The sequence below is a fragment of the Streptomyces sp. RK9 genome, assembly GCF_045070545.1.
Classification (GTDB): domain Bacteria; phylum Actinomycetota; class Actinomycetes; order Streptomycetales; family Streptomycetaceae; genus Streptomyces; species Streptomyces alboflavus.
In genome coordinates this window covers 1,917,936-1,929,946 of record NZ_CP173704.1, presented here as the reverse complement: position 1 = coordinate 1,929,946, position 12,011 = coordinate 1,917,936, and the positions used below count along the sequence as shown (strand labels likewise).

11 protein-coding genes are annotated in these 12,011 nt (G+C 70.8%); 4 read left to right on the top strand and 7 right to left on the bottom strand.

Features of this window, described 5'->3' with window-relative positions; translation table 11 throughout:
* Positions 1–48: 48 nt before the first annotated feature.
* From guaB to AB6L24_RS28995, 3 genes are all read right to left on the bottom strand, one after another.
* Complete coding sequence (gene guaB, locus AB6L24_RS29005; RefSeq protein ID WP_380854124.1) at positions 49–1,557, bottom strand: IMP dehydrogenase; 1,509 nt, start codon at positions 1,555–1,557, stop codon at positions 49–51.
* 310 nt (positions 1,558–1,867) lie between these two features.
* Positions 1,868–2,443: a sigma-70 family RNA polymerase sigma factor gene (locus tag AB6L24_RS29000; RefSeq protein WP_030361423.1), complete on the bottom strand. Its 576-nt coding sequence runs from the start codon at positions 2,441–2,443 to the stop codon at positions 1,868–1,870.
* Positions 2,444–2,709: 266 nt separating this feature from the next.
* Complete coding sequence (locus AB6L24_RS28995; RefSeq protein ID WP_003948568.1) at positions 2,710–3,321, bottom strand: response regulator transcription factor; 612 nt, start codon at positions 3,319–3,321, stop codon at positions 2,710–2,712.
* Between the two features lie 399 nt (positions 3,322–3,720).
* On the opposite strand from AB6L24_RS28995, the gene AB6L24_RS28990 reads away from it, so the two are divergent.
* Positions 3,721–4,038 (top strand): WhiB family transcriptional regulator, encoded by a 318-nt coding sequence (locus tag AB6L24_RS28990; RefSeq protein WP_030361422.1) that lies wholly within the window; start codon positions 3,721–3,723, stop codon positions 4,036–4,038.
* A 43-nt stretch (positions 4,039–4,081) separates the two neighbouring features.
* Here the strand turns inward: AB6L24_RS28990 and AB6L24_RS28985 are convergent, their stop codons facing one another.
* A complete protein-coding gene (locus tag AB6L24_RS28985; RefSeq protein WP_030361421.1) occupies positions 4,082–4,978 on the bottom strand; it encodes a LysR family transcriptional regulator in 897 nt (298 codons plus the stop codon).
* A gap of 80 nt (positions 4,979–5,058) precedes the next feature.
* Here AB6L24_RS28985 and AB6L24_RS28980 point away from each other — a divergent pair, with 80 nt between their 5' ends.
* The 3 genes from AB6L24_RS28980 (at position 5,059) to AB6L24_RS28970 (ending at position 8,211) form a co-directional block, all read left to right on the top strand.
* Positions 5,059–5,727 (top strand): MOSC domain-containing protein, encoded by a 669-nt coding sequence (locus AB6L24_RS28980; RefSeq protein ID WP_405660005.1) that lies wholly within the window; start codon positions 5,059–5,061, stop codon positions 5,725–5,727.
* 164 nt (positions 5,728–5,891) lie between these two features.
* Entirely contained in the window at positions 5,892–7,418 is a 1,527-nt protein-coding gene (locus tag AB6L24_RS28975; protein ID WP_405660002.1) for a multicopper oxidase family protein, read from the top strand.
* 19 nt (positions 7,419–7,437) lie between these two features.
* Positions 7,438–8,211, top strand: a complete 774-nt coding sequence (locus AB6L24_RS28970; RefSeq protein WP_405660000.1) for an SDR family NAD(P)-dependent oxidoreductase — start codon at positions 7,438–7,440, stop codon at positions 8,209–8,211.
* A 181-nt stretch (positions 8,212–8,392) separates the two neighbouring features.
* Here AB6L24_RS28970 and groL read toward each other — a convergent pair whose 3' ends face one another.
* The 3 genes from groL to AB6L24_RS28955 form a co-directional block, all read right to left on the bottom strand.
* Positions 8,393–10,021 (bottom strand): chaperonin GroEL, encoded by a 1,629-nt coding sequence (gene groL, locus AB6L24_RS28965; protein WP_405659997.1) that lies wholly within the window; start codon positions 10,019–10,021, stop codon positions 8,393–8,395.
* A 138-nt stretch (positions 10,022–10,159) separates the two neighbouring features.
* Positions 10,160–10,468, bottom strand: coding sequence for a co-chaperone GroES (gene groES / locus AB6L24_RS28960; protein WP_004955293.1), 309 nt, complete (start codon positions 10,466–10,468; stop codon positions 10,160–10,162).
* 498 nt (positions 10,469–10,966) lie between these two features.
* Positions 10,967–11,947: a polysaccharide deacetylase family protein gene (locus AB6L24_RS28955; protein WP_405659995.1), complete on the bottom strand. Its 981-nt coding sequence runs from the start codon at positions 11,945–11,947 to the stop codon at positions 10,967–10,969.
* Positions 11,948–12,011 lie beyond the last annotated feature (64 nt).

The window sequence follows — 12,011 nt, the reverse complement described above, 5'->3', positions numbered from 1 at the left end:
GCGCGTGGCCACCGGTTGCGGCGGCGACACGTCACGCCGGTGAATCGACTACTTGTTGCGGCTGTAGTTCGGCGCCTCGACCGTCATCTGGATGTCGTGCGGGTGGCTCTCCTTGAGGCCCGCGGACGTGATCCGTACGAACCGGCCGTTGGCCTGCAGCTCGGGCACCGTGCGCCCGCCCACGTAGAACATCGACTGGCGCAGACCGCCCACCAGCTGGTGCACGACCGCCGACAGCGGGCCCCGGTAGGGCACCTGGCCCTCGATGCCCTCGGGCACCAGCTTCTCGTCGGAGGCGACGCCCTCCTGGAAGTACCGGTCCTTGGAGAACGACCGCTGCTCGCCGCGCGACTGCATGGCGCCCAGCGAACCCATGCCCCGGTAGGACTTGAACTGCTTGCCGTTGATGAAGAGCAGCTCTCCGGGAGACTCCTCGCAGCCCGCGAGCAGCGAGCCCAGCATGACCGTGTCCGCACCGGCCACGAGCGCCTTGGCGATGTCTCCGGAGTACTGCAGGCCGCCGTCGCCGATCACCGGGACACCGGCTTCCTTGGCGGCGAGCGACGCTTCGTAGATGGCCGTTACCTGCGGTACGCCGATGCCGGCGACGACGCGGGTCGTGCAGATGGAGCCCGGGCCGACGCCGACCTTGATGCCGTCGACACCGGCGTCGATGAGCGACTTGGCGCCGTCACGGGTGGCGATGTTGCCGCCGATGACGTCCACGCCGCCCGCGTTCGACTTGATCTTGGCGACCATGTCGCCGACGAGCCGGGAGTGGCCGTGCGCGGTGTCGACGACGATGAAGTCGACGCCCGCCTCGATGAGTGCCTGGGCGCGGTCGAAGGCGTCCCCGGCGACACCGACGGCGGCACCGACGAGGAGGCGGCCCTCGGAGTCCTTGGCGGCGTTCGGATACTTCTCGGCCTTCACGAAGTCCTTGACCGTGATGAGGCCCTTGAGGACACCGGCGTCGTCGACCAGCGGCAGCTTCTCGATCTTGTGGCGGCGCAGCAGCTCCATGGCGTCCACGCCGGAGATGCCGACCTTGCCGGTGACGAGCGGCATCGGGGTCATGACCTCGCGCACCTGGCGCGTACGGTCGGCCTCGAAGGCCATGTCGCGGTTGGTGACGATGCCGAGCAGCTTGCCGCCGCCGTCGGTCACGGGGACGCCACTGATGCGGAACTTGGCGCAGATCGCGTCGGCCTCGGCGAGGGTCGCGTCCGGGTGCACCGTGATCGGGTCCGTGACCATGCCGGACTCGGACCGCTTGACCAGGTCGACCTGGTTGGCCTGGTCGGCGATGGAGAGGTTGCGGTGCAGCACGCCGACGCCGCCCTGGCGGGCCATGGCGATGGCCATCCGGGACTCGGTGACCTTGTCCATCGCCGCGGACAGCAGCGGGACGTTCACCCGGACGTTCTTCGAGATGGACGAGGCGGTGTCGATGTCGCCGGGCGCCATGTCGGACGCGCCCGGCAGCAGCAGCACGTCGTCGTAGGTCAGCCCGAGTGTCGCGAATTTCTCGGGCACTCCGTCGACGTTTGCAGTCATGACACCTTCCCCAATGGCCTTGATCGGTGCGGATGTCCATGCTAACGGGAAGCATGGCTCTCTCATTCCACAGTGCCGGCGGGGGCAGCGGTTCGTAGATTCCTACAGCCATGCCGTGGGGAGGGTGATCCACGGGGCCGAGGGCGGCCCGGCACCGCCGGAATGGCGTCGTGCGGGCTGATCACCGCCGCGGCGGAAAGAGACGCCCGGCTCCGCCGGGGCAACGAAGCGCCGCACCACAGGGTGGCCAAAGTCTCCACGGGACGAACGCGCCGACGCGACGAGAAGGGCCACCGGCGCCGGAAGGGGCCTACTGCTCGGCCAGCGCCCGCAGGCGGCTCAGCGCGCGGTGCTGGGCCACGCGGACCGCCCCCGGCGACATCCCCAGCATCTGCCCGGTCTCCTCGGCCGTGAGGCCGACGGCGACACGCAGGAGCAACAGCTCGCGCTGGTTGTCCGGCAGGTTGGCGAGCAGCTTCTTGGCCCACTCGGCGTCGCTGCTGAGCAGCGCCCGCTCCTCGGGCCCGAGGGAGTCGTCGGGCCGCTCGGGCATCTCGTCCGAGGGCACGGCGGTGGAACCGGGGTGGCGCATCGCGGCGCGCTGCAGGTCGGCGACCTTGTGCGCGGCGATGGCGAAGACGAAGGCCTCGAAGGGCCGTCCGGTGTCCCGGTAGCGCGGCAGCGCGAGCAGCACCGCGACGCAGACCTCCTGCGCGAGGTCCTCGACGAAGTGCCGCGCGTCACCGGGAAGTCGGGAGAGCCGGGTGCGGCAGTACCGCAGCGCGAGCGGGTGGACGTGGGCCAACAGGTCGTGCGTGGCCTGCTCGTCCCCCTCGACGGCGCGTAGGACGAGGGCACCGATCACCGTCGTCTTGTCATCGCGCATCGGTCCATGGTGCCTTGGCGCTGACTGATCTGTGGCACCGCGTCCATAGTTGTGCATCGAAGCGTTATGAGCGGGTGCGCCGGAACTCATCTCCCGCACCCTCCCCTCCCGCTCGGCCGACTCGTCCCCAAGGAACTCCACACCTCAAGGATGCGGCATCGGCGGCGAAGCGCCACAAGCCGCTCCCGAGGCGGGTGCGTGCGGGCCTCCATGGCCCCGTCCGCCGCACGGCGGACGGGAATCACCATGCCCCCGCCGCAGCACACTCAGCGAACCAGGCCCCAGCGGAAGCCGAGCGCCACCGCGTGCGCGCGGTCCGAGGCGCCGAGCTTCTTGAACAGCCGCCTGGCGTGCGTCTTCACCGTGTCCTCGGAGAGGAAGAGCTCGCGGCCGATCTCGGCGTTCGACCGGCCGTGGCTCATCCCTTCGAGGACCTGGATCTCACGCGCGGTGAGCGTGGGCGCCGCGCCCATCTCGGCCGAGCGGAGCCGGCGCGGGGCCAGCCGCCAGGTCGGGTCGGCGAGCGCCTGTGTGACGGTCGCGCGCAGTTCGGCGCGCGAGGCGTCCTTGTGCAGATAGCCGCGGGCCCCGGCGGCGACCGCGAGCGCGACCCCGTCCAGGTCCTCGGCGACCGTGAGCATGATGATGCGTGCTCCCGGGTCGGCCGAGAGCAGCCGCCGCACGGTCTCCACGCCGCCCAGTCCGGGCATGCGTACGTCCATCAGAATCAGATCCGAGCGGTCGGCGCCCCAGCGGCGGAGGACTTCCTCGCCGTTGGCCGCTGTCGTCACGCGCTCGACGCCGGGCACGGTCGCGACCGCGCGGCGCAGCGCCTCTCGGGCGAGCGGGGAGTCGTCGCAGACGAGGACGGATGTCATGGCCGTCCTCCGCAGCTGATGCGCGTCACCTTGAGCCTCCAGGCTGGTACAAGTCGTCACCTGTGCGGTTGACGCACTCGGACACCTGCCCGAGCACTTGTTCTTTCAACCGCCTCCGCACTCTCAACGACGGTCACTCGAAAGAGTTACGGGTCAGTCAGCCGTCTTCGGCACTCTACGTGAGGGCGCGGACACGGCACAGGCGGCGCGGACGGATGCGCCCTCCCAACGGGCCCCGACGAGCGCCATCAAGAGCTATGCCCCATTTAGCGGCTTTTCTTCCCTTTTCCTGGTGTCTGTGGCTAGATTCGCAATGAGTCATATTTTCATCTCCTTAGACAGTAGATGTACGGTCATGGGCACCGTATCCGCGTCAGAACGGCTACCAGGAGACACGCAATGGCAGATTTCTCCCGCCTTCCCGGACCGAACGCAGATCTGTGGGACTGGCAGCTCCTCGCGGCCTGCCGCGGGGTGGACAGCTCGCTCTTCTTCCACCCGGAGGGCGAGCGCGGCGCGGCACGGAGCGCACGTGAGAACTCGGCCAAGGAGGTCTGCATGCGCTGCCCGGTGCGCGCGGAGTGCGCGGCGCACGCGCTCGCGGTCCGCGAGCCGTACGGCGTGTGGGGCGGACTGACCGAGGACGAGCGCGAGGAACTGATGGGCCGGGCCCGCAACCGCCTGGTCACGGCGGCGGGCAGCGGCGCGACGCCCTGAAGGAACGTTTCTTCAAGCGCGCCCCGGGCCTTCCGGGCGCGCCTCAGCGCGCGGCGGCCCGCGCCAGGTGGTCGAGGGTGGCGGCGACGGCCGGCACCTGCGCCAGGTCGGGCAGCGTGAGCGCGACGATCTCCCGGCGCACGGCGGGCTCCACCGTCACCGCGCGGGCCCCCTTGGGCCGCACCGACTCGATCGCGAGCTCGGGCAGCACCGCGACCCCCAGCCCCGCCCCGACCAGGCCGATCACCGCCGGGTAGTCGTCCGTGGCGAAGTCGATGCGGGGGGCGAAGCCCGCGCTCTCGCAGACCTCCACCAGCTGGCGGCGACAGCGCGGGCAGCCCGCGATCCACGACTCGTCGGCCAGCTCACCGATGGTGACGCTGTCGGCCTTCGCCAGCCGGTGCTCCTCCGGTACGAGGCCGACGAGCCGGTCGTCGAGCAGCGGCCGTACGACGAGGTCGTCCCACTCGTCCGCGGCGGCGGCCCCCGCGTACCGGAAGGCGAGCGCCACGTCGCAGTCGCCCTCGCGCAGCATCTCCACCGAGCGCGGGGGCTCGGCCTCCTCCAGGGAGACGCGGGTGCCGGGGTGCGCGGCGCGCAGCGCGGCGAGCGCGCCCGGCACGAGGGTGGAGGAACCGCTCGGGAAGGAGACGAGGCGGACGCGGCCCGCGCGCAGCCCGGCGATGGCGGCGACCTCCTCCTCGGCCGCGGTCAGCCCGGCGAGGATGCCCGCGGCATGCCTGACCAGGGCTTCTCCGGCCTGCGTGAGCCGCATCTCGCGGCCGGTGCGGATCAGCAGGGGCGTGCCGACCGACGCCTCGAGGGCCTTCATCTGCTGGCTGACGGCGGGCTGGGTGCAGCCGAGCTCGCGGGCCGCCGCGGAGAAGGAGCCGGTGGCGGCCACGGCGCGCAGGACACGGAGATGACGGGCCTCGATCATGGCTCGAGCATAAGCGACCCTTGGGCCCATCACCCAATAATGCGTGGCCGCTTTGAGGAGCGCTCGCTTAGCCTGGCCGCATGAAGCTTCTCTCCGTGAATGTGGGCCGGCCCAAGACCGTCGACTACACCGACTCTCCCGGCGGCCGCACCGGGATCGACAAGCAGCCCGTCGACGGGGCCGTCCGGGTGACCGCGCCCGGCCCCAAGGGCACCGGCGGCAGCGGCCTCACCGGAGACACCATCTGCGACCTGCGCCACCACGGCGGCGACGACCAGGCGGTGTACGCCTTCGCGCGCGAGGACCTCGACGCGTGGGAGCGGCTGCTCGGCCGGACGCTGCCCAACGGCGGCTTCGGCGAGAACCTCACGACGTCCGGCGTGGACGTGAACGGCGCGCTGATCGGCGAGCGTTGGCGCGTGGGCCCGGACCTGCTCCTGGAGGTGACCTCCTCGCGCATCCCGTGCCGCACGTTCCAGGGCCACGTGGGTGAGACGGGCTGGGTGCGCCGGTTCACGCAGGCCGTGCTGCCGGGCGCCTACCTGCGGGTCATCGAACCGGGCGAGATCCAGGCGGGCGACGCGGTCGAGATCGTGCACCGCCCGGACCACGAGGTCACGGTCGCCGTGCAGTTCCGGGCCGTGACGACGGAGCGCGCCCTGCTGCCTTCGCTGCTCGCGGCCGAGGACGCGCTGCATCCCGAGACGGTGAAGAAGGCACGGAAGTACGTGGCGAAGCTCAGCGCGTAGCGATCCTGGGCGGCGCGAGCCGCGCGAGCCGCGCATGCACGAGCCGTACGAGCCGTACGAGCCGCGCATAGGGGAAGTCCCTAGGGGCGCACGGGAGTTGAATCGGGGTCGGGTGGGGGCCGTCCCCGATACTCCCGGGCGGGCCGAGCCGCGAGTCTCGAACCATGTCCCGACTCACGAGCAGGCCACGCCTCAAGCGCGTCCTCATCATCCTCGGCAGCGTCGTCACGGTCGTCGCGCTGGCGCTCGGCGGCGGCCTGCTGTGGCTGTGGCAGGACGCCGAGGTCAGCACGGTCGGCAAGGAATCCTTCGACAACGCCCTGGCGATACCGCCGTTGGCGAAGTCCCGCGTGGCCAAGGACGGCACCCGCGTCTTCGACCTGCGCATGCAGTCGGGCGAGAAGGAGTTCAAGGCCGGGCGCGCGACGCCGACCTGGGGTTTCAACGGCGACCATCTGGGCCCGACCCTGCGCGCGCAGCGCGGCGAGAAGGTCCGCGTGCGGATCCGCAACGGCCTCGACGAGGCGTCGACCGTCCACTGGCACGGCATGCACCTGCCCGCGAAGACGGACGGCGGCCCGCATCAGATGATCCGGCCCGGCGGCAGCTGGAGCCCGCACTGGACGGTGGACCAGCCCGCGGCCACGCTCTGGTACCACCCGCATCCGCACGGCGCGACGGAGAAGCACGTGCAGCGCGGCCTCGCGGGCATGTTCCTCCTCGACGACAAGCGCAGCGCGCGCCTCGCGCTGCCGAAGAAGTACGGCGTCGACGACCTGCCGGTGATCGTGCAGGACGTGAGGTTCGACGGCGCGAAGTTCGACCACGGCCACAAGATGATGCGCAACGTCGGCTTCCTCGGCGACCGGACCATGGTCAACGGCACGCTCGCGCCGTACCAGGAGGTGGGCGACGAACTCATACGCCTGCGGCTCCTGAACGCCTCCACCGCGCGTACGTACGACTTCGGCTTCCCGGACGACCGCGCCTTCTCCCTGGTGGGCACGGACGGCGGCGCCCTGGAGCGGCCGGCGCGGATGGAGCGGATACAGCTGTCGCCGGGTGAGCGCGCCGAGATCGTGGTGCGGATGCGGCCCGGCGAGAGGACCGTGCTGCGCAGCTTCCCGCAGGACAACTACGGCGGCGCCTGGCAGCAGCGGTTCAGCGGGGGCGACGACTCCTTCGACGTGCTCCAGCTGCGGGCGGCGGAGCGACTGCGTCCTTCGCCCGCGCTGCCCTCGGAGCTGGGCGACCTCGAGGTGCCGGACGGCGCGGGGGCGAGCCGGGCGCGGTTCTTCGACCTGAAGCAGTCCGGGATCAACGGCCGGGCGATGCGGATGGACCGGATCGACGAGGTGGTCACGCGCGGCGCCACCGAGACCTGGACCGTGCGCAACGACAACGGCATGCCGCACAACTTCCATGTGCACGACGTGCAGTTCCGCGTCCTGGAGGTGAACGGCGAGGCGCCGCCGCCGGAGCTGCGCGGCCCCAAGGACACGGTGTTCCTGCCGAACGGCACGACCATGAAGCTGGCCCTGCGCTTCGAGGGCCCCGCCGACCCGAAGACGCCGTACATGTACCACTGCCATCTGCTGAGTCACGAGGACGGAGGAATGATGGGCCAGTTCGTGGTCGTGGAGAAGGGCCAGAAGGCGGACAAGCCGTCCGGGCGGCACAGCGGGCACTGAGGCTCACTAGCCTTGGTCCATGACTACGGCTCTGATTACGGGATCGACCGCCGGTATCGGCGCTGCCTTCGCGCGGCGGCTCGCCGGTGACGGGCACAACCTGGTCCTGGTGGCACGCGACACCAAGCGGCTGCGCGAGCAGGCGACCGAGCTGCACGACCGGCACGGCATCGAGGCGGAGGTCCTGACCGCCGACCTCGCCACGGAGGACGGCATCACGGCCGTCGAGGAGCGGCTCGCCCGTCGCCGCGACGGAGTCGACCTGCTGGTCAACAACGCCGGATTCGGCAACAAGGGCCGCTACTTGGAGGTGCCGCTCGCCGACGAGCTGACGATGCTGAAGGTGCACTGCGAGGCCGTGCTCCGGCTGACGTCCGCGGCGACGGGGGCGATGCGGGAGCGGGGCCGGGGCGGCGTCGTCAACGTCGCGTCGGTGGCGGCGTTCGTGCCGCGCGGGACGTACGGCGCGTCCAAGGCGTGGGTCGTGCAGTTCACGCAGGGGGCGGCCAAGGACCTGGCGGGCACGGGGGTGCGGCTGATGGCACTGTGCCCCGGCTTCGTCCGCACGGAGTTCCACGAGCGGGCGGGCATGGGCACGGACAACATCCCCAAGTGGATGTGGCTGGACGCCGACAAGCTGGTGGCCGCGGCCCTCACCGACCTGGCCCGCGGCAAGTCCCTGTCCATCCCGGACCCGAGGTACAAGACCCTGATGGGCGTGGTGAAGGTGACCCCGAGGGCACTGCTGGGCGGGGTGACATCGAGGACGGGCAGGAAGTACGGCCCCAAGTAACCCCGGGGCCGAGCCCCGTAAGGGGCGCGGGGAACTGCGCGAGGACGGACCACGCCCCGCACCCGGCACCCCTGCGAAACCCGGCAGACGCGAACCCGGGACAGACCGAGGCCCGGCATCCCGCGACGGGATGCCGGGCCTCGGACGGCGCCTTGATCGGCTACCGCGCAGAGCGCATCGCTCAGTGCGAGTGACCGTGACCGTGCCCGTGACCGGCGTCAGCCTCTTCCTCGGCCGGCTTCTCGACGACCAGCGTCTCGGTCGTGAGCAGCAGGGAGGCGATGGACGCGGCGTTCTCCAGGGCGGAGCGCGTCACCTTGACCGGGTCGATGACGCCGGCCTTGACCAGGTCGACGTACTCGCCGGTCGCGGCGTTGAAGCCGAAGCCCTTGTCCAGCTCCGCCACCTTGGTGGTGATGACGTAGCCCTCGAGGCCGGCGTTCTCGGCGATCCAGCGCAGCGGCTCGACGACGGCGCGGCGCACGACCGCGACACCGGTGGCCTCGTCGCCGGTCAGGTCGAGGTTGCCCTCGAGGACCTTGGCGGCGTGGACGAGCGCGGAGCCACCACCGGAGACGATGCCCTCCTCGACCGCGGCGCGGGTCGCGGAGATGGCGTCCTCCAGACGGTGCTTCTTCTCCTTCAGCTCCACCTCGGTGGCGGCGCCGACCTTGATGACGCACACGCCGCCGGCCAGCTTCGCGAGGCGCTCCTGGAGCTTCTCGCGGTCCCAGTCGGAGTCCGTGGCCTCGATCTCGGCCTTGATCTGGGCGACGCGGCCCTCGACGTCAGCGGAGTTGCCGCCGCCGTCGACGATGGTCGTGTCGTCCTTGGTGATGGTGACGCGGCGGGCGGAGCCGAGCACGTCCAGGCCGACCTGGTCGAGCTTGAGGCCGACCTCCTCGGCGATGACGGTGCCGCCCGTGAGGGTGGCCATGTCGCCGAGCATCGCCTTGCGGCGGTCGCCGAAGCCGGGGGCCTTCACCGCGACGGCGTTGAAGGTGCCGCGGATCTTGTTCACGACCAGGGTCGACAGGGCCTCGCCCTCGACGTCCTCGGCGATGATCAGGAGCGGCTTGGAGGAGCCGGCCTGGATGACCTTCTCCAGGAGCGGCAGCAGGTCCTGGATGGAGGAGATCTTGCCCTGGTGGATCAGGATGTACGGGTCGTCGAGGACGGCCTCCATACGCTCCTGGTCGGACACCATGTACGGCGACAGGTAGCCCTTGTCGAAGGCCATGCCCTCGGTGAAGTCCAGCTCCAGACCGAAGGTGTTGGACTCCTCGACGGTGATGACACCGTCCTTGCCGACCTTGTCCATCGCCTCGGCGATGAGCTCGCCGACCTGCGTGTCCTGGGCGGAGAGCCCGGCCACGGCGGCGATGTCGGACTTGTCGTCGATCGGACGCGCGGTGGCGAGCAGGTCGTCGGAGACGGCCTTGACCGCGGCGTCGATGCCCTTCTTCAGGGCGGCCGGGGAGGCACCGGCGGCGACGTTGCGCAGGCCCTCCTTGACCAGGGCCTGGGCCAGCACGGTGGCGGTGGTGGTGCCGTCACCAGCGATGTCGTTGGTCTTGGTCGCCACCTCCTTCACCAGCTGGGCGCCGAGGTTCTCGTACGGGTCCTCGACCTCGACCTCACGGGCGATGGTGACGCCGTCGTTGGTGATGGTGGGGGCGCCGAACTTCTTGTCGATGACGACGTTGCGGCCCTTGGGGCCGATCGTCACCTTGACCGTGTCGGCAAGCTTGTTGACGCCGCGCTCGAGGGCGCGACGGGCGTCCTCGTCGAACTTCAGGATCTTCGCCATGGGAGCGTTTCAGCCCTCTCGAAAACTCGGGTGAACGAGCCGCGCCCCTCGCCGCCCGGCAATCAGCGGGGTGACCAGGGGCGCAGCGCAAGCAAATCTGCAGGTGAAGCAGGTGCAGCAGAGACGAAAGTCGCTCGACTACTTCTCGATGATCGCGAGCACGTCGCGGGCCGAGAGGACGAGGTACTCGTCGCCGTTGTACTTCACCTCGGTGCCGCCGTACTTGCTGTAGAGCACGACGTCGCCGACCTTCACGTCGAGCGGCAGGCGCTCGCCGTTCTCGAAGCGGCCCGGGCCCACGGCGAGGACAGCCCCCTCCTGGGGCTTCTCCTTCGCGGTGTCCGGGATGACCAGGCCAGAGGCCGTGGTCTGCTCGGCGTCGAGCGGCTGGACCACGATGCGGTCCTCAAGCGGCTTGATGGCAACCTTGGAGCTGGCGGTCGTCACGATCCGACCTCCCCCTTCGGAGATCTCGCGGGGTTAACTGATCTGAGGTGGCGACCAGGTGGATCCGTCGTCGCGGGTGCCGGACCTGCCCGTCGCTGTTGGCACTCTCCAGTGGGGAGTGCCAGGCCCGAGACTAGGACGACGATTAGCACTCGGTCAAGCGGAGTGCCAATGCAGGCGGAGTTACGGGGGGTCGGGGCGGGGCGCCCGGGCCGGAACCCGGGCTCACGCCTTCGGACAACGTCCCGCGCGGGCGCAGGGTTCCGAGCGGTCCGGGCCCGCACCGCTGCTCCGCCTGCGGCAGCTTGCGCGGGACCTTCCGCGGAATCTTCTCGGCCGCCTTCCTGCCGAGACGCTCGATCGGGTCGACCGACTGCGCACAGCCGGTGAGCAGCAGGACGGGGGCGAGCACCCCCGCCGCGACCGCCGCCACCCGGACCCTGGAAACCCGGGCCCACGAGACCCAGGCCCGCGCGGGTAGGCCCCGCGCGGGTCGGTTCACAGGTAGTCCTCGAGCCGCGCCACCGCGTACCCCTTCGCCGTGACCGTCTTCAGGACCGTGCGGACCATGTCGGGCATGGTGCCCTTCCAGTCCTCGCGGCCGCGGAAGTGCGTGAGGATGATGTCGCCCGGGTGCAGGTCCTTGTCCCACTCCCGCCACTCCATGTGCCGGGCGAAGCCCTCGGACGCCCACAGCGGCACCGCCTTGACGCCGCAGGACTTGGCGGCGCGCAGGGTGTCGCGGTTGTAGTTCCCGTACGGCGGCCGGAACAGCTCGGGCCGCTTCCCGTACCGCCTCTGGATGGTGTCCTGCATCCCGCAGATCTCCCGCCGCTGCCCCTCGTAGGAGAGCCCCGGCAGATAGCGGTGGTTGAGCGTGTGGTTGTTCAGCACGACGCCGTTCCGCTGCATCCGCTTGAAGTAGCCGTAGTCCTCCTTGACCAGGTAGTCGCTGAGGAAGGCGGTGTACGGGATCTTCAGGTCGCGCATCATCCGCAGGAACGCCGGGTCCTTCTCGGCGCCGTCGTCGATCGTCAGGAAGACGACCTTGTCCTTGGTCGGGACGGTGGTGAACACCGGCGGCAGCTGCGCCTGCCCCTCGACCTCGAAGCCCTTGCGGGTGGTGATGCGGGGCTTGACGGCGGGCGCGGGGGGCGCGGCCAGCGGGGTCCGCGCGAGCCCCCAGCGCTTCGCCGCCGCGGCCCGCGCGGCCTGCTTCGCGCGCAGCGCGTCGGCGTAGTCCCGCAGCGCCTGGGCGGGCGGGCCGAGGCGCGGCTGCTGGCCGTGCGCGCCGGGGCCGCCCCGCTCGTCGCCGTCGGCGGCGCAGCCGGAGGCGATCGCGGTGGCGACGACGGCGGTGCTGACGGCCAGGGCGGCGAGGCGGCCGCTTCTGCGCCGCCCGCGCGCACCGCGCCGCCCGTCCGGTCCGCCCCGTCCACCCTCCGGGGCATATTGTTCGTTTTGTCGTACTAGTCGCATGGCGCCGCATCCTCGCAGCTCAGGCAGGCCCTACGGGGCCGACACCGCCGCCGTACGCGCACCT